Source organism: Okeania sp. SIO3I5 (assembly GCF_010672085.1).
Taxonomy (GTDB): Bacteria; Cyanobacteriota; Cyanobacteriia; order Cyanobacteriales; family Microcoleaceae; genus Trichodesmium.
In genome coordinates, this window is record NZ_JAAHHT010000110.1 from 1 (window position 1) to 18,509 (window position 18,509).

An 18,509-nucleotide genomic window follows, 5' to 3' on the forward strand; every position below is an offset into this window, starting at 1 on the left:
TTATATTTTGTAATTATTTAGGTGATTTAGCAATCATACTTTAGTTATGGTTGATTTAGCTGATGTCCTAAATCTATACCAAAGATTTTAAAGTTTAACTTCTCCGGCGGGAAGTCCCGCGCTCTCCATCCCCCCTAACCCCCCTTGGAAAGGGGGGAGGGGAGCGTCGGGATGATAGCCGGGCTAGGGTGTGCAGTTTTCATGTCTGTCCTGTTTGCTATAGCTATTGACAATTTCTAACACAACCATTACAATAACTACTGAGAAATCCTGATAGATTCTGCCTTGCTACTGAAATATAAGTACAAACTCAAACCTCATAAAAGCCAAACGGTAATTATTGCTAATTGGTTGGAATTAGCCCGACGGCAATATAATTACCGTTTGGCGGAAAGGTTAAACTGGTTTGAAGCCACGCGCACACCAGTAAATGCTTGTCCTCTTAATGTTTCAGTAGTACCAGTAGAACGAATTTACCAAAACGTTCCAGAGTTTAGGATACAAACCCGCGAGGGTAGAAAAAAAGACAGCAATGGTAATCCGATAACCAAGAAAGGGGATAAGCATCCAAACATCATTAATGGGTATGTTGTTTGGGAGAGAGTGCAACTAGCGGATTTAGCAAAGACTAAAAAACTTTTCCCTGAATATAAGTCTATGCACTCTCAGGTGTTGCAAGATGTTATCCAAAGAGTACAAACTACGATGGATAACTTTACTAAACCCGATCAAAACGGTAAAACCAGTGGTAGACCTAAATTCAAGGGAAAGCATTATTATAATTCCTTCAGCTATCCTCAGTTATCAAATACCAACATTGTCAAAAATTCTAACGGTCGGTATTGTGTCAATTTACCAAAAATTGGCTTAGTTCCTTTTGTCTTTAATCGCCCAATACCAATAGGATTCAAGGTTAAGACAGGTACACTTATCCGTGAAGCAGACGGATGGTATATTAGCTTCACGATAGAAGATAAAAGTGTACCTTTGAGGCGTGCAGAAATTCAGCCCACCTCTGAAAACTCAAAGGGTATTGATTTAGGGTTGTTAAACTATGCAGTTACCAGTGATGGTGAGTTTATAGAAGTGCCTAAGTTTTTCAGGTTCTCTGAGCATCGCTTGTCTAAACTTCAGGGGAGATTAGCTAAAAAACACAAACATTCAAAGAGTTGGAAAATTCTCAAACGTAAAATAGCCAAACTGCATCAACTAATAGCTAGACAACGTTTGGACTGGCAATTCAAGCTGGCTTATCATTTATTTAGTGACTGTCAGGTGATATTTTTAGAAGACCTGCAAATAGCTTCTTTAGTCAGACGTTGCAAGGCTAAATTAGGTAATAATGGCCAGTTTTTGCCCAATGGTCAATCAGCAAAGTCAGGATTAAATAAGTCTTTGCAAGATGCAGCTACTGTCAGTTTGTTCAGGTTTTGGAGTATGTTGCCTGGAAACTAGGCAAAAAAATTATCAAAGTAGATCCAAAAGGTACATCTCAGCATTGTTGGCAGTGCCTAAATAGAGTTTCTAAAAGCTTGTCGGAACGTTGGCATTCATGCCCTGAATGTGGCCAAGAATTAGATAGAGACTATAACTCAGCACTTCTAATACAAAAAATAGGATTATTATCAACACAGGAGGAGGACATCACTTCTGTTAAAACTGCGGTCATAGCTCACTTGGCTGAAGAATCCCGCGCTCTCCATCCCCCCTAACCCCCCTTTGGAAGGGGGGAGGGGAGCGTCGGGAGTATGTCAATGTCCTAATTTCTGAGGAAGCTTATCTTACCAAGTGTGCCCATTCGTTTGATTTTACAGCGCTTTTCATTTTAGTCAACCAGAAAGTAGGGGTTTTCAGGCATTCGCCCTCATCAGGTTTGAGTCAACCAGAAAGTAGGGGCGAATGGCATTCACCCTCATCAGGTTTGAGTCAACCAGAAGGTAGGGGCGAATGGCATTCACCCTCATCAGGTTTGAGTCAACCAGAAGGTAGGGGCGAATGGCATTCACCCTCATCAGGTTTGAGTCAACCAGAAAGTAGGGGCGAATGGTATTCGCCCTCATAAGGTTATCATTTTTTTATGTGGTTCATTGACCTGAAAACTGCTGTAACCAAGGGTAAAGCATACCCCCTAATACCATTTTGATAAATGTTTGCTACAAATACCTAGGGAATTTTTGAGGACTCAGGAGTCGTAGGGGCGAACGGCCGTTCGCCCGTACAGGAGTCATAATGAATTGCTATAACAGGATTTTTTAGTCGAAAATTATCTTTTTTATCAAATAGCTATCTCCTGTAAAATCTTTTTCTCCCCATTGCTATTAGTAACATTCTTTTTTGAAAATGCTATCACGTTAGAATACAGCTTCATCTATAAACAAATAAAAAATCTGTAGAAAACCTAAAGATTAATAGATATGCGAGAAAAAGAAATAAAGTTATCTAAGACAGATAGAAAGCCTGATGATCTAGATGTCCGCGAGACAGAGAAAATAAAATATTTCTAACTTAGACAAAGGAGTTTTATGATGGTTTCCAGTAGTTATTCTCCAAGTACATTATCTCAACTTCCTGCGATCCAAACTTTTCAGATGGATGGGGGAGGGATCGGAAATATCCCTAATGCGGTTAATCTCTTCCGAGGCGATGTTAACCTTCCTTTAGAGTTAATATCACTTCCAGGTAGAGGCGATCTAGATGTGAAAGTGGTCATCATCTACCAGAGTAATATTCAAAATCTAGTGGATACTTGGAATTTGGAAGCACCGACGGGTATTCTAGGATTGGGATGGAGTATGCCTTATGAGATGATTGCTATTGACAACAGAAATACAGGTTCTATTTATGATAACCGATATTACCTTGTTTCTGGTGGTTCAGCTAATCGACTATATCAAGATGGAATAACTCAAGATGGTGCATGGAATTTTGAGACGGAAGACTATAAACCTTGGGATATTCGCTATTACCCAAATGAAGAAAAATGGGTGATTATTAAGGAGAATGGAATCAAGCAAATTTATGGTGGAAAGACAGATAATTTCCCAGAAAATAATCCATATATTCAATGGGGTATAAAATGGAGCGGCAGGAATGGTAATTGGATTGATAGCACTACGAATATATCAGGACAAGAACCTTTTGCACTAGGATGGAATTTAGCAGAAATCCAAAATACTTGGGGTGAAAAAGTTACTTTTAAATATGAAGTTGATTTAAAAGAAATTGGCCGTGGCGGTTATAAACATACCCAAGCTCCTTATTTAACAGAAGTTACGGCTTTAGATGGACGTACTATTACTTTTAACTATGAAGATAAACAGTATGATAACCAAATAAGAGAATATCAAATTCCCCATGAACCTAGCGGAAATCTTCATGCTTATCAAGATAGATACGAAACAAAATTTCTGAGCTCAATTGAAGTCAAAGAAGAATCAAATTCACTCTTATTTTCTCTTCAGTTTGATTATGAATTTCATAATGTTTCTTTGTATGATTTTAATGATGCAGATTTCTATAAACGTTATCTCAAGGGAATAACTCAAAAAAATCCAGAGGGAGAGTCTTTACCTGGTTACAAGTTTGAATATTATACCAAGGAGATAAATGATAATATCCATCGTGGTGTTTTAAAGCATATTACTTATCCTGCTGGTGGTATAGCTACTTTTAATTATGAAAGAAAGAATCTAATTGGGACTAATCGAAAAACTACTATTTATGGTGAAGGTATTCCTCGTGTTTGGTTCGGAAATGATTATGTTGTAGTTACTTATTATAATGATAGTCGGGGAAAATTAGATGTCAAAGTTTATAGTTGGAATGGTAACTGGATAGATGATTCACCAAGCACAGGAGGTTTTAATTTTCAGTTAGATATTGATAGTTTGCAGGTGGAAACTCAAGCAGATTTCTTTGCACTGAGTTTCAAGGAAAAAAATCAAAATGTGATGAATGTTTATCTATTTCACCAAGATATGGGGCGTTTTGGGAGATGGAGTTATGAAAATTACTCTGTGAATTTAGCTGCAAATGATGTTCCAACACACCTTGCTGTTGGCAGTAATTTTGTGGTTTTCTGCGCCTCTGGTAGTACAGAATTAGGCCGCTATGTATGGAATCAGCAGTTAAAAAGGTGGGATAATCAAAGTCTAACTCTAAATAGAGGTAATTATGTTTTAGATGCTTTTGGTAATTATTTCACTATCAGTACCTATGATGCTGCTTCTAAACGTTGTGAACTAGAATTATATTACCTAGATGAAATTTACAAAGAATGGACTAGAAAAGAAATTGGTACTGTCAGTTCAGTTGAAAAAGATGATGATGATAATCCCTATTTTAATTGGAGTTTAGGTAATAATTCTGCCACAGTAACTTTTATCAAAAAATTTGATACGAATATTGATTATGAAGTACGAATTTATAACTGGGATGCTGAGTTTAATATCGGTACCCCTGTAACTAATGACTACGATGTACCTGAAGAGACAGAAGAACCTTTTTTCTCTTCTGTTACTACGGGTAGTTTAGTAGCAAATATGGATAATATATGGCGATACAATGGTAGCGAGTGGATAAATAGTAATCTGAATGTTCCTAGTGGGGATGAAGCAAGAAAGTTTGCTTATGGTTCGGATTTAGCGATCGCTTCAAATTCTAATTCTACTGATATAAAAGCTTACAATCCTTACAATAATCGGTGGGAATACCCTAATATAAATGTTTCTTGGTCAAGGGATGAGTATCAACCAACTGTCAATGGTAATTTTGCAACAATTGGAAATGGTGTATTTTACAAAGATAATCAAGGAACACTAAATAAAGATCGACAATCAATTCCATTAGGAATTAAACCTGAAAGTATCATTAACCGGGCACCTTCTTATATTGCTTATGAGATGGAGAATGGAGAAAGTCAGATATTGTTGTTAAAAAATGGCAAGGTTTTTCATACTGAATATCTCTCCGAAAGAATTTATGTTGATGACGAAAATAGTAAGGGGAAATCGGGAACAATATTAGCTGGATTTAATGCTTTTGTTACTTACAGAGGTGATAATTTTGAGGAAGCTTCTAGCTTGGATTTATATTATGTTACCAATCAATCAATTGAAGGCAATATTACTGATTTTCCTGTTGTTAAAGTAACTATTAATGATGGATATCAAGAGAGTCAAACTAACTATGATTACGATACATCAAAGATAGTTATTAGTGTTCAAGGAATTGTTACTGAATATTCTCGGGTTACGGTAATTGAAGGTAGTGAAAATTCACAATTAACTCCTTTTGGAAAGACTGAATATAATTTCTTTAATGGACTTTCAAGAGCAGTTTTAGGATTCAAGGAAGAGGATTTTCAAGGAAATTCTGAATATTATTATAGTTTGTTGCATGGTTCTCTCTATCAACAAAAAGCCTATAATTCCACAGATGATGAGCTAAGTTCTCAAACTGTTGAATATGAAGTAATAACCTACAGACAGTTATTAGGAGAGTCAAGGACAGTTAATTTATATGGGTTCTATATCCAACAAAAACGAGAAGAAAGTATTCTCTATGGTAAAGAAATTAGCAGTACAGATTCTAATGGCAATGCCTCTTATTTAGGAGTCAAACAAGAAGTTGAATATGAATATGACTCAGCAACGGGATTGTTAAAAACACAGAAGAATAAGAATTACAATAGTTTAGGTGAAGAGGAAATACTGACACAAACTTCTGTTTATGGTTGGGAAAAATATGATGGATTGAAAAAACAAAATATCCTGACTCCTGTTGTGCAAACTATTAACAAAACTAATGATAAAACAAGAGCGATCGCTGTTTCTACTTGGAAAGATTGGGGAGAGGAAAAATGGGGTGTATACAGAAGTTATCAAGGACTGAATGAAAATGCTGTTTTTGATGAATGGGATAATCAAAATGAACCAAATAAAAAAGATTGGTTGAAGGTTTCAGAAGTTATTTCTCGGAGTTCAAATGGAGCAGAACAAGATGTAATTGATGTCAATGGAACTCACAGTTCTATTATTTTGGATAAGCACCAATTTTATCCTATTGCTCAGTTTGCTAATGCCACTATTCAAGAAGCAACCTATACAGGTTTTGAAGCTTACGAAAATCTCAGTGATTGGAGTATAAATCAGGGGAATATAACTGATTTAATAGTTACAGGAGATGCTCATACAGGAGTTTGTAGTTTAGGACTTAACCCTAGTATTACTCTGACGAAAAAAACACACCTGACAATAACAAAGACTCAGCAAAGTTATATTATTTCTGCTTGGTTTAAAACAGAAATAGGATTTGAAACAGATGGTGGTAAAGCGGAAGTAAAACTACAATTTTATAATGACAATGACCCTGTAGGAAATCCTGTTGTTTTAGCGATTGAAGCAACTGACAGCGAGTGGAAATATTGGCAGTCTGTTATTAGTCCTAATCAAATTCAAGGCACAAGTTTAGGATTAGAAATATCCAATCAAAAAACATCAAAATCTCTTTTGATTGATGATATTTGCTTTATTCCTTTAATCGCTAGTTTCCAAGGAAATGTCTATGAACCTAAATACAAAATTGTTAGCGCACAACTTGGAAATAGTGGCGATACCATCCGTAATTTTTATGACTCTTTCCAACGAAAAGTAGCAGAAATTGGACTTGCTGAAACAGTTAATGCAGTTACCACATCCTATTCAACTCGACAAGAAAATGATGATGAAAATTATGTCTTTTCTCAGAGCAAACCTAATAGTGTTCTGACTATTGGTGCAGCAGCAGGAGGAGTTTATGCTAACTTTATCAACGGTGAACAATGGCGACAAGATTGGCAATCATCTCAACCCAATAATTGGCAGATAGAAAATAATGCTTTAGTTCACACTGGAAATAACTCAGACACCATTACTTATCAATCTACGGCATCTTTTACTAACTATGGAGTACGCTTATCGGTTCATCCATCGGATACACCCCAACAACCATTAGGTATTCGCATTAGCGATCGCTTAACTGTAACTTGGACGCAAAATCAAGGTTGGACTTTAACTCTTAATGGTACACCTTCCGAAGTTGCTAATACAGGTTCAATTCCCCATGAATGGTTATTAGTCGCTGCTAATAACACAGTTTTATTCTACGCTGACGGTAAACAAATATTTGCTGAGACGATAACAGATAATATTACTGGTGCGCTGGAAATATTTACTGCGGATAAAGTTGCTTTTGCCAATATCGTCACCTTTAAAAATCCTCAAATTGGCATTACCTATGGTGACGGTGCAGGGAAAGAAAAACAAACTCAAGCATTAGAAGGAAGCAACTGTCTAGTAACAGAAACCGTTTATGATGTTTTAAGTCGTCAGGCGATCGCTACTAAAGCAGCAAAATTTGATAATACTTTCTTCGGTTATCGAACATCATTTATTGAGAGTATTAATTGGGAGTCTGGAGAATTAACCGGAGAAGTTGCCAATTATTACCCCGATGATGAAGGTTATCCTTACAGCAGGACGGTATATGAGGCGTCACCATTAAATCGTCCGATGCAGCAAGGAATACCAGGAAAAGAATTTGCTATCGGAAATAGTAACACCCATATTGTTCGCAGAGAATATGGAACAAACTCAGAAGGATTTTTTGCAGAAGATTCCTATCCATCAGGAGAATATTTAGTCGAAAAGCTAACAGATGCTGACGGAACAACAGTTTATACTCTCACAGATAAATTAGGACGTACTTTAGCCAAAAAAGCAGGTCCTATTGCAGCAGGAAGCGATGTTTATCAAACCACTCGAACTGTTTATGACGACGCAGGAAATGTAGTTAAAGTCTTACTTCCTAATCAGTTTGTACCTTCCGAAGATTCACAACCGAACGCTTGGGAAATTACAATGGAGTATAATTTCCTCGGACAAATGATCCGTCAAACTAACCCAGATTCTGGTACAAGCAAATATATCTATGATCGCGCAGGTAATCCTCGGTTTATGGTAGATGCAGTAGGATTAACATCTCGGATCATCTTCTATAAGAAATATGACATCGCAGGACGTTTAACTGAAGAAGGTTGGTTTACTGGAGACTGGGATGATGGAACCGAACTACAGGAAAAAGCTGATAACGAACCCAACTATCCAGAACAAACCTCTTGGCGCAAACGTTATATCTTTGATGGAGATGGTTCAAACCCTTATTTAATAGGCCGTTTGTGGAAAATATTGAGTAGTAATCAAGGGGATGGTAATACCGACGTCGAAGAAATTTATGATTACAATCAATTTGGTAATGTAATAAGTAAAACTCTGACAGTTACAGGATATGCGGCGCAAACAGTTAGTTACGAATACGATAATCTCGGAAATGTCATCAAGATTCACTATCCCGATAATACTAACAATATTCCAGAAGTAGTTTACAGTTATAATAGCTTAGGAGAAAACATTGCCATCGGAACACCAGAAAATCCCCAAAGGTTTGCCAGTTATAGTTACAATGCTGACAGCAGTCTAAAAACGGCAAACCTCAATAATCAGGGAATACAAAACAGTCTCAACTATAACTCTCCCGGTTGGATAACCCGCATTGGTAATCAGAAAGCAGATAATTCCTTAATCATGGAACAATCTCTTGCTTATACCGAGAACGGTTATCAAGGTTCAGGATATTACAACGGGAATATTGCCAAAAATAGCATTAATTACGGGACTTGGAATAATGCACCCCAAAGTTATGACTATCAATATCAGTACGATAAATTAGGACGGTTAGAAGTTGCCCAAAATTCCCAAAATGAGCAAGCAAGTTTAGGAGTAGGCAAACCCACTACTTATGACGTCAACGGCAATATTGAAACCTTAAAACGGGGTGATACAACCAATGAGTATGAATATATCCAGAATACCGATAAGGTAAACACAGTTAGCAATAACAGCGAACCTCAAAACTATAGTTATGATGCCAATGGGAACGTTAAAAGTGCTTCTCATCGCCAGATTTCTGAAATTGATTACGATCCCTTCACTCAGTTAACCACTCAGGTACAACTTGAAGAAGCAACATCAGTTTCCTTTAAGTATGACGGAGAAAATCAGCGAGTCTTGAAAACATCCGAGGATAGTTCAGGAAAGCAAACCGCAACCAAATTATATGTACATGGTTTAAATGATTATCCTCTGTTAGAAGTGAGCGAGCAACCCATACAATATATTCATGGTATTGGTGGATTAGTCGCACTCGTTAAAGATGGTAAAGTTTACACCGTACTCAAAGATCATCTTGGTTCCACTCGTGTAGTGGTAGATGAAACAGGAACAGTAATTGCTGCCTTTGATTATCTACCTTTTGGTGACTTGATAGACACTGCTACCGGAAATCCAGAAATTATTACTTATCGCTATACAGGACAAGAATTTGATCCTGAACTCGGACTGTATAACTATCGAGCGCGATTTTACGATCCCCGTTTAGGAAGGTTTTATGCAACAGATCCCAAAGCGCAATTTGCCAGTCCTTATTTGTACGCTGGTAACAATCCGATAATGATCGTAGATCCAGATGGAAAACTTGCGTTTTTAGCAGTTCTTCTCATTGGAGCTTTAGTTGGTGCAGCAGTTGGTGCTGGCGTTGCTGCTTATACAGGAGTAAAAGCAGGACTAAAAGGAGGAAATTTAGTAGGCTATATATTTGCGGGGATAGCAGTCGGTGCTGCAGCTGGAGCAATATCAGCCGCTGGAGGTGTAGGAGCTTTTGCGGCTGGAGCAAAAGTTGTAAGCGCTGGAGGCTCAACAGCAGCTGGTATTTTAGCTGGAGCAGCAGTTGGTGGTGCAGTCGGTGGTGTAGTCGGTGCTGGCCAGGCTGCTGCCCAGTTTGGAATTAATGAAGCTTTTGGGGTGGAAAACCAAGGAAGTTTGTCTGATGCAATCTGGAAAGGTGCATTAATTGGCGGAATCGGAGGTGCCATAACAGGTGGGGTTGCTGGATATGGTGGTGCAAGGGCAGCAGCTCAAAGCGCGATCGCTAGTAAGTCTGGATTTAATATTGGGAGTCCCCTTGATAGTCCAACAATGCTAGACGATGCTTATGATACTTTTACCACTTTTGGAAGTCGAGTAGAAAGTTTATCGACAGCAGTTAAGAGCAAATCCCCATCACTTGTAGGTAGATGGTTGACAGCTCTTCCTACTAAAGTCAGAACTATTTCTACTCAGGGATCGATAATATCGTCAGGTGTAACGAAGGGAGTTGAACAAGTATTACCAGACTCAACTGAGGCAAGTTCAGTTGGAAGTAGTGCTGTTTCCTACCAGCGGCCTAGTGTTTCATCTCTTTATGGGAAGTTGGCACTTAACCCTTCTATGTTGAATAGTGTGGGACTACCATTTGCTTTGATTACCCAGCCAACTTATTGGGGAGGTTCGACTATTGTAAGTCCCTGGCGACGGTAATGAGTCCGATATCGTAGTGGACTGTTTCAACTAAAATAGTGCATTAGGGAGTAGGGGAGTAGGGGAGTAGCAGAGAAATATTGTTGTTGGGTTTCGTCCCTCAACCCAACCTACATCTATTGCAACATTTAAGATGAAACAGTCTAGTAGGGTGCGTTAGCGATAGCGTAACGCACCAAAACAAAGGATAACGGTGCGTTACGGCGGAAAAGATAAATATTTCCTTATATTGATCAAGCAAACGCCTAACGCACCCTACTAGCGCGTCAAGCTTGAAATAGTGTGTTAGGAAAATTATCCCAACCTTTTCATAGCAACAATTACAATGAAAAATTTAATACATCATTTTCAGCTTGACACGCCACTACTCATCTGCTTTAACAGAATCTAAAATTATGAAAATTCGCAATCGAAAGCGATCGATCCGACCCCCATAACAGGAAATATCAAACCCTTATTTGTTGGGTGCATTTCAGTTTTGCAAAAACACTCTGAATCATCAATTTTTTATCCCCCTCCCGTCCCCCTTTGAAAGGGGGAGGCATTCCCCCCTTACGAAGGGGGGTTAGGGGGGATTTAAACTTACAACTTTGAGATGCACCCTTATTTCTTGTCCAAGGAAATTGGATCGAACAACCAAGTAAACACTAAAACTAAAGAACATCTATCTTATGAACATGAAACGAATTTTTGGTGCAGCGATCGCCATACTTCTTTCTGTTACTCTTATCTTCGGTATAGAAGTTAATTCTGCTAGTGCTACTGATATACAAGCAGATTGCGACCAACCTGTTAGTCCAGCAGAAGTTCCTATTGGAACAATAACTGCCTATGGAGGTGTTGTGACTGGAAGTGATGCACGAGATTTAGAAAGTCAAGGATGGCTAGTCTGCGATGGAGAAGAACATTTAACAAGAGATTATGAAGAGCTATACTGCAAAATTGGGGTCTATTTTGGAACACCTTCACGTCCTGGATATTTCAGGGTTCCAGATTTGCGTGGTCGATTTGTCCGAGGTGTAGATAATGGAACAGGACGAGACCCCGATGCTGCGGATCGCACCGTATCTGCAACGGGTGGAAATACTGGTGATCGGGTAGGTTCGTTTCAGGAGGATGCGTTTAAAGCACACACTCACAACTTCAAAGTTGGAGGACAAAATGGGTCTGGACATTATAACACAGTGGGGGTAGGAAGTGAGACCAATATTCAGGATGCAAAAATGATAGCACGCGGTGGAAGCGAGACTCGTCCCATAAACGTCTACGTCAATTGGATTATCAAAGCTAAGGATATCAAATAATTCTGAAGTGAGGAAATAGAGCGTTGCTACAGTGGGCGAATACCATTCGCCCCTACATCTAACACCTAATTCTGAAGTGAGTCAATAGAGCGATCGCTCTCTAACTGGATGGCGAGCACGCTCAGTGGGGGAATGCCAGAAAGCCCCTACATGACACCTAATTCTGAAGTGAGTCAATAGAGCGATCGCTCTCTCTAACTGGAGGACGATCACGCTCTGTGGGGGAATGCCAGAAAGCCCCTACATGACACCTAATTCTGAAGTGAGTCAATAGAGCGATCGCTCTCTCTAACTGGAGGACGATCACGCTCTGTGGGGGAATGCCAGAAAGCCCCTACATGACACCTAATTCTGAAGTGAGTCAATAGGGCGATCGCTCTGTATAACGGTTAGGCGATCGCTGATTTAAATTATCAAAGCTCAGGATGTGTAAATGATTCAGAAGTAGGTAAATAGGGCGATCGCTCTGTCTAACGCTCAGGCGATTGCTCTTTAACTTTGTAGGGACGTTGCATAACAAAAATGCGTTTCATGTCGCGGAGCAAAACGTCCCTACTATGGCATACCGTGCAACAAAAGCGCTGTTAGCCCAGAAATCAGGCGATCGCTCTCTCTAACTGAAAGGCGATCGCTATTTTACTGAATTTTCTTTTTTATCCCTTTTAACAGGGAGACTTGAAACGTGATTTTCTGGTCACAGTATCTGTTTTAATCTTTGGCGAAAATTTCGTAAAGCAGGACTTCTACCAATATCACGACTTTGAGCTAAAACTTCTGCCACCAAGTCTTGAATTGCTAATTCGGGAAGTGTTGGACTGGTGAAAACCTCCTCATATTCTTTTCCTTGCAAAAGATAAATCTTAAGCTGATTTTTCTCATAACGCCAAAGTTCAGGTACGCCTAAGTTGGCATAAACATTCAGTTGAGTCTTAGAAGTAACATCCACTTCAATAGCTAACTCTGGAGGTGGGTCAAAATTTAGATCAACCCGTCGCTTACCTCGCATTCGAGCATGGTTTTGAATATAGAAACATTGATCCGGTTCAATACCACTTTCCATACTTTCTCCCTTAAAAGTAGTAGAACCAAAACATTCGCAATCTATTTCTAACTCATCAAGCAAAATTTTTACTACATCCCCCAGAAGTTCCTTATCAACTTCCTCTTCTGGTGCAGGCATTCTAATTTCTAAAGTTCCTTGATAATAAGCAATTCTGGAAGAGCGATTTTCCCCTAACTCTTCAAGAACAGACTCAAATTTAGACCACCCTAGATTATGAATTAACAACCTTTGACCTGGGGGGACTATAAGTTGTTGAAGTAGTAAGGTGACTGCCATGGTGAATATTATCTGATTTTGGATTTTAGTCAACCCTAGTTAGGACTTGCTAATTAACTCTCAAAGTATTGACATATAAAGACTTTAGCCAATTTATGTCAAAAAAACTTCCAGCTTTTAGGTCGCTCTGAGCTACAAAATATTAGCATTTTGAGTAGACAAGGGTGGAAAAATCCAGGGACAAAATATCTGACTACCTAACTCTATAAATTCCCATTTCTCCAAACTATTCCCTATTCCCTAATTTAGACATTGAGCATTGGGCAGTAGCAAACTGAAAGTCAAGTAAAACTAAAAGTAAGACTTTTTTCTGATTTACTCTCATACCCAATGCTCTACCTTTAGTATTCGTTAGGAAGCTGGTTCTATTTCATCCTCAAAGAACCAAGTGCCCATTTCTGCTTCAAATTCGATCCAGTAGCCAATTCCACTACCGTCTACCATTTTGAATTCTTTGATTGTACCAATAGGATTTTGCTTTAATCTATTGACTATATTTCCAGGTATTCGTTGTTTAATACCTTTTACTCTTACTTTTTGACCAATTTCCATTTTGATTTACGATGTTCTCCTCGTGGTATTGACTAATCCACAGTTTATCTAAAATTAGTGCTTGAGCACAGTTTTAATAATATAAGTCAAAAGTGAAAATCCTGGTGGGACCTCAAGTCAGAATTCAAAATTCAAAATTTAAAATTCAAAAGTGAAAATCCTGGTGCTACCTCAAGTCAAAATTCAAAATTCAAAATTCAAAAGTGAAAATCCTGGTGCTACCTCAAGTCAAAATTCAAAATTCAAAATTCAAAAGTGAAAATCCTGGTGCTACCTCAACTTATTTTCTCCATTAGTCTCAACTCTAAAATCGGCAATAATATACTCTGCTATCTAAAAGTAATTTATCTATATGCTGGCCAAAAGAATTTTACCTTGTCTTGATGTTAATGCAGGTCGAGTTGTCAAAGGTGTTAACTTTGTGAATCTTCAAGATGCCGGAGATCCTGTTGAACTAGCCCAAGTCTATAATGACGCTGGTGCTGATGAGTTGGTATTTCTAGATATTACAGCTACTCACGAAGACCGAGATACAATAATAGATGTGGTTTATCGCACTGCAGAGCAGGTTTTTATTCCTCTGACAGTGGGAGGCGGTATTCAATCCTTAGAAAATATTAAAAATTTGTTAAGAGCGGGCGCTGATAAAGTAAGTATAAATTCCGCAGCAGTCCGTAACCCTAACTTTATTAATCAAGCTAGTGACCGTTTCGGAAATCAATGTATCGTAGTAGCTATTGATGCTCGTCGTCGTTCAGACCCAGATAACTTAGGATGGGATGTATATGTGCGAGGTGGTCGAGAAAATACTGGTAAAGACGCGATCGCCTGGGCAATAGAAGTAGAAAAAAGAGGGGCAGGAGAACTGCTTGTTACAAGTATGGATGCTGATGGAACGCAAGCAGGTTATGACTTAGAGCTTACGAAGACTATAGCAGAAAGTGTTGAGATTCCAGTAATTGCTTCAGGGGGTGCTGGTAACTCCCAGCATATTTTTGAGGCCTTAACTGAGGGTAAAGCAGAAGCAGCATTACTAGCTTCTTTACTACATTACGGTCAACTAAGTGTAGCAGAAATTAAGGATTATCTTGCTGGCCATCAAGTTCCTGTTAGACAAAGTTAATTTTGAGGTCTAACTTTAAAATTTTAGATTTTCTTAGTACAAATACTCAGATAGATTTTTAAGAAATGTTGTTAGAATGAAAGAATTGTTACAAAACGTAACTCATGTTGGTCACAATTCTAATACTTGATGTTGCTTTAGTTGCTTGGGCTCTGCATTTGATGCAAGAGTCATTCCATCATCGAGAATTTTCTCTAATGCTAGCGGGTATCTTAGTTGCTATATCTGCTGCAGCAATGATGGTAGTTTATTTTCTTATGGGTACTTGTATGACTCACCTAACTCAGATGTCTCAACATTCCTACACATATTTTTAAGCTGGTTATCAGGGTATGATGTTCTTCAATAAGGCCAGATACCCTGGTATCGCTGAAGTCAGAAGTCAAAAGTCAGAAGTCAGAAGTTATCAAAATAATTGGGTCTAAAACCCCGCCTTTTAAGGCGAAAGGTTTTTGGAGCCTTGCTCAAATCCCGGTTACATGGGTCAACTTCTGTACGGGCGATTCGCTTTTCGCCCCTACTGACTTCTGATTTCTGACTTCTTTAAAACTGGGAGCTGTCGGGTTGGCAATGTAGAGAAGTTAAATTCGCAACACGGACTAAATTTGAAAGGCTTGAGAATGTCCTATATAGTAGTAGCGACTGCTATAGATCATCTGCTAGAAATGTTGTATAAATTTTTTGGTTAATTTCTTGACAAATAAACAAAAAACTAGGTAATATGGATGATGTTTTGGTTAGGGGTTATAGCTCAGTTGGTAGAGCACCTCAATGGCATTGAGGGGGCCAGCGGTTCGAGTCCGCTTAGCTCCATATTATAAAAAGGGAATAGAAAATAGGGAGTAGGGAGTAGGGAGTAGGGGGAAAGAATTGATGTATCGGGAAACCTCGCCATCCCATCCTACTCGTGCTCCGTAAACGACCGCTCTCTTGGTCGATTGGATATGCCGAGGAGACCTCGGCATCCCTCGACCGCTTTTTCTCCTTAAAAGGCTATGCTTTATAAACATCTTTCTTAAACATAAAACTTGGGCATTATTGACAAGTTATGAGTTATGGGTAGGTTTTGGTTCGGCTTTTGCGGGAGAAAAATGTATTGAATTAGACACAAAAAAGTGAAAACTTTAGACAAAATTCTTCCTCCCCATCCTCCCCATTCTCCCCATCCTCCCCATCCTCCCCATCCTTCCCCTCCTTTCCCCAAGCAAAAACGGGATTTGGAGACCTTACCCCTACTGTTTTTTTTACAAATCATTTAAGATTACTATAGTTCTCGTATTAATGAAATACAGTATTTTTTCTATTCCCTAATTCCCTATGGAAAAAGACCATAACTATTATGAAGTTCTAGGAGTATCAAAAGATGCTTCACCAGAACAGATTAAAAAAGCCTATCATAGTCTAGCACGTCAGTATCATCCTGATGTGAATTCGGGGGATATAAATGCAGCAGAAATATTTAAAGAAATTAATTCAGTGTATGAGATTCTTTCTGATCCATTGAAGCGATCGCAATATGACAAAACTGTAGGAGAAACGGAGGAATTATATAAACGAGGAGTTGCCAGAAGTCAGCTTGGAGATTATCAAGGTGCAATATTAGATTACACAAAGGCACTGGAAATTAATCCTGATTGGGCAGAAGTTTTATATCATAGAGGATTTGCTAATTATAAATTGCAAGATTATCGGAATGCTGATGTTGATTATACTAAGGCATTATTTTTAGACCCATACTTAGTAGAAGTTTACTATTATCGGGGTTTATGTCGGATGAAATTAAGGCATATTCAAGCTGGTATGGAAGACTATACCAAAGCATTAGAAATAAATCCTAATTTTGCTCATATTTATTATCAGCGTGGTTTGGTTTATTTAGAATTACAAGAACATCGTCTGGCAAGATTGGATTTCAGAAAAGCTGCTAAACTTTTTGCGGAGCAAGGTGATAAAGCTAATTCTCAAAGATCTCTGGAAGCTATTAGAAGTTTAGAGGGTTTTTCCTGGGCAGAAATACTAGAAATATTCCAGAGAACTTTTCAGGATAGTTGGATAACAGTAAAGATTTTTATGCCTAATCCGATAGGAGGGTTATTACCAGCTTTTGGGCAATTAGAACAGAAAAGAGCGCTGAATGTGGCAGTTTTTTTAGGGATAATATTTGAAGTTTGTTTTGTGTTGGGAATTAGTCTGATTTCACAACGATTAGATGAAGCAGATCGTACAGGTTTTTTATTGTTAATAATTATTGGTATTATTCCCTTTGTGAATATAACAATTACAAGTGGTTTTGCCAGACTAATATTTAAAACTAATGGTAGTTTAACGGGGGATCTGTTTATCGCAGGCACTTCATTATTACCTCTAGGTTTACTGGTGTTCCTCAGTGGAATTTTAAATAATTGGATAATTAGTTTTATTTTAGCTATTTTTGCTCTTTGTTATACAATTTTAATTATGTATAGCGGTTGTCAAAAAATTTCCAATATTTCTGAAGAAAAATCTGCTTTAACAGTACCTATTATGTTATTAGTGAGTGGGTTACCATTTGGTTTAATTAACTAGATAAATATAATTTTAGGGAGTAGGGAGTAGGGAGTAGGGAATAGAAAAGAGGCAAAAAAAATAATCACAAATGTCAGATAACTGCGACAAAAAAAATTAAAATTAAATATTACTTAATAGGGGAGCTTCTGCTCCCCTGACTGTGTTTGCTTTAGTTTTCGATTTGGTAGTGGTGCATTGTAATGATTTCAGGAAGGGTATGGTAAGCGTTTCATGCCAAATCCGCCATTACTATGCAGGACTACTTTCCATTTTACTCAGGGTTTTTTTTGCCAACCTTCGATTGCAGCAACTATAACTTTTCCCCCTGGTAGCTCTTTTATTGCAGCCAATGTGCCTTCTTTAGCTGCACTAATTAGCCGTTCTTTCAGAGTAGAGTTAGCTTCGATTTTTTCAATTGTCTTGGCTGCAACTACTATCTCTTCTGCCACTGTGTTAGTTGGGTAAGTTTGAGACAATTCATGCCATATCTTTCTGACTTCTGCTACAGCAGTGGGTAAGTTCTGATGGTTTTGAGTAAACGTAGAGTTTACTGTATTGCAATCTCCAACGGCTCCGACTTGACCTCCAGATATGTGTATCCTATCTCCATTCTGTGTGTTATAAACCGTAGGATTTTGAGATTTTTCATTCATATCAAAAAACTTGTTCAGTATTTTTAGGTACTCAGTGAAAGGTTTTGTTTTGTTAAAGTGAACAATCCTGATCGAGCTAGCTTGCGAAACAAAGTCCGGTGGAACTTTGAATGAATAATTTTCCGTTCGGTCAGATTTAACACTCCGATCAAAAATCGGAAAAGTAACCTCTAGCATTCCCCCAATCCCGCAAGCAACTTTGTCTGTATTCCAAAGGCGTTTATTGTCTTTGTCAAAAAGATAAATGACTGCCCTTGAATGAGCGCCTACTACCAAATTTTCAGTCCAACTTCTAGTGCTAACATTTAGCTCTCCAGCCTCATTAAGAATGGCAGTTGTTTCCATGAAGACCCCAGCTTTTATTTCGTCTTTCGCAGACGCAGTAATCCGATGGCCCATAGTTGCACTTAAAAATGTGGGTTAAGTTTACTATTAGACCTCTCCGGAAATTAAAATTTAACTACCTTTTTACAAGAGTTTCAAGTTAATTATCGCAGATGTCTATTACAGTTTTCCTTCCAAGTCTTTTTAAATCTGGAG

At 38.3% G+C, this 18,509-nt stretch carries 14 protein-coding genes and 1 tRNA gene; 10 read left to right on the forward strand and 5 right to left on the reverse strand.

All coding sequences use genetic code 11. From position 1 onward, the window contains the following. Positions 1-285 precede the first annotated feature (285 nt). The 5 genes from F6K40_RS22395 (at position 286) to F6K40_RS22415 (ending at position 11,755) form a co-directional block, all read left to right on the forward strand. Complete coding sequence (locus tag F6K40_RS22395; protein WP_293139316.1) at positions 286-1,455, forward strand: RNA-guided endonuclease InsQ/TnpB family protein; 1,170 nt, start codon at positions 286-288, stop codon at positions 1,453-1,455. Beyond that, entirely contained in the window at positions 1,431-1,712 is a 282-nt protein-coding gene (locus F6K40_RS22400) for a zinc ribbon domain-containing protein (RefSeq protein WP_293139317.1), read from the forward strand. Before F6K40_RS22395 ends, F6K40_RS22400 begins: the two co-directional genes overlap by 25 nt. 161 nt (positions 1,713-1,873) lie before the next feature. Beyond that, positions 1,874-2,062 carry a hypothetical protein gene (locus F6K40_RS22405; protein ID WP_293139318.1) on the forward strand — a complete coding sequence of 63 codons (189 nt, stop codon included), beginning with the start codon at positions 1,874-1,876 and terminating at the stop codon, positions 2,060-2,062. A 460-nt stretch (positions 2,063-2,522) separates the two neighbouring features. Next, on the forward strand, positions 2,523-10,451 hold the full coding sequence (locus tag F6K40_RS22410) for an RHS repeat domain-containing protein (protein ID WP_293139319.1): 7,929 nt from the start codon (positions 2,523-2,525) through the stop codon (positions 10,449-10,451). A gap of 677 nt (positions 10,452-11,128) precedes the next feature. Continuing rightward, complete coding sequence (locus F6K40_RS22415) at positions 11,129-11,755, forward strand: tail fiber protein (protein WP_293139320.1); 627 nt, start codon at positions 11,129-11,131, stop codon at positions 11,753-11,755. Positions 11,756-11,912: 157 nt separating this feature from the next. Here F6K40_RS22415 and F6K40_RS22420 read toward each other — a convergent pair whose 3' ends face one another. The 4 genes from F6K40_RS22420 to petP all read right to left on the reverse strand — a co-directional run bounded on the left by F6K40_RS22420 (position 11,913) and on the right by petP (position 13,652). Continuing rightward, positions 11,913-12,062: a hypothetical protein gene (locus F6K40_RS22420; protein WP_293139321.1), complete on the reverse strand. Its 150-nt coding sequence runs from the start codon at positions 12,060-12,062 to the stop codon at positions 11,913-11,915. Positions 12,063-12,116: 54 nt separating this feature from the next. Next, positions 12,117-12,275: a hypothetical protein gene (locus F6K40_RS22425; protein ID WP_293139322.1), complete on the reverse strand. Its 159-nt coding sequence runs from the start codon at positions 12,273-12,275 to the stop codon at positions 12,117-12,119. Positions 12,276-12,449: 174 nt separating this feature from the next. Continuing rightward, complete coding sequence (locus tag F6K40_RS22430) at positions 12,450-13,094, reverse strand: Uma2 family endonuclease (RefSeq protein WP_293139323.1); 645 nt, start codon at positions 13,092-13,094, stop codon at positions 12,450-12,452. A gap of 351 nt (positions 13,095-13,445) precedes the next feature. Further along, entirely contained in the window at positions 13,446-13,652 is a 207-nt protein-coding gene (gene petP / locus F6K40_RS22435; RefSeq protein ID WP_293139332.1) for a cytochrome b6f subunit PetP, read from the reverse strand. A 346-nt stretch (positions 13,653-13,998) separates the two neighbouring features. Here petP and hisF point away from each other — a divergent pair, with 346 nt between their 5' ends. From hisF to F6K40_RS22460, 5 genes are all read left to right on the forward strand, one after another. Next, positions 13,999-14,769, forward strand: a complete 771-nt coding sequence (gene hisF / locus F6K40_RS22440; RefSeq protein ID WP_293139324.1) for an imidazole glycerol phosphate synthase subunit HisF — start codon at positions 13,999-14,001, stop codon at positions 14,767-14,769. Between the two features lie 104 nt (positions 14,770-14,873). After that, positions 14,874-15,086: a hypothetical protein gene (locus tag F6K40_RS22445; protein WP_293092259.1), complete on the forward strand. Its 213-nt coding sequence runs from the start codon at positions 14,874-14,876 to the stop codon at positions 15,084-15,086. Positions 15,087-15,509: 423 nt separating this feature from the next. Further along, positions 15,510-15,582 (forward strand) — tRNA-Ala (locus F6K40_RS22450). Between the two features lie 302 nt (positions 15,583-15,884). Continuing rightward, positions 15,885-16,028 carry a hypothetical protein gene (locus F6K40_RS22455; protein ID WP_293139325.1) on the forward strand — a complete coding sequence of 48 codons (144 nt, stop codon included), beginning with the start codon at positions 15,885-15,887 and terminating at the stop codon, positions 16,026-16,028. Positions 16,029-16,086: 58 nt separating this feature from the next. Then, a complete protein-coding gene (locus F6K40_RS22460; RefSeq protein ID WP_293139326.1) occupies positions 16,087-17,334 on the forward strand; it encodes a J domain-containing protein in 1,248 nt (415 codons plus the stop codon). Between the two features lie 257 nt (positions 17,335-17,591). On the opposite strand, the gene F6K40_RS22465 is transcribed toward F6K40_RS22460, so the two are convergent. Then, positions 17,592-18,368: a hypothetical protein gene (locus tag F6K40_RS22465; RefSeq protein WP_293139327.1), complete on the reverse strand. Its 777-nt coding sequence runs from the start codon at positions 18,366-18,368 to the stop codon at positions 17,592-17,594. Positions 18,369-18,509 lie beyond the last annotated feature (141 nt).

Bases quoted from the DNA above. Each gene is read 5' to 3' on its own strand.
- F6K40_RS22445 (WP_293092259.1), top strand. From the start codon at position 14,874: ATGTTGGTCACAATTCTAATACTTGATGTTGCTTTAGTTGCTTGGGCT.
- F6K40_RS22465 (WP_293139327.1), bottom strand. From the start codon at position 18,368: ATGGGCCATCGGATTACTGCGTCTGCGAAAGACGAAATAAAAGCTGGG.
- F6K40_RS22460 (WP_293139326.1), top strand. From the start codon at position 16,087: ATGGAAAAAGACCATAACTATTATGAAGTTCTAGGAGTATCAAAAGAT.
- F6K40_RS22430 (WP_293139323.1), bottom strand. From the start codon at position 13,094: ATGGCAGTCACCTTACTACTTCAACAACTTATAGTCCCCCCAGGTCAA.
- F6K40_RS22415 (WP_293139320.1), top strand. From the start codon at position 11,129: ATGAAACGAATTTTTGGTGCAGCGATCGCCATACTTCTTTCTGTTACT.
- hisF (WP_293139324.1), top strand. From the start codon at position 13,999: ATGCTGGCCAAAAGAATTTTACCTTGTCTTGATGTTAATGCAGGTCGA.
- F6K40_RS22410 (WP_293139319.1), top strand. From the start codon at position 2,523: ATGATGGTTTCCAGTAGTTATTCTCCAAGTACATTATCTCAACTTCCT.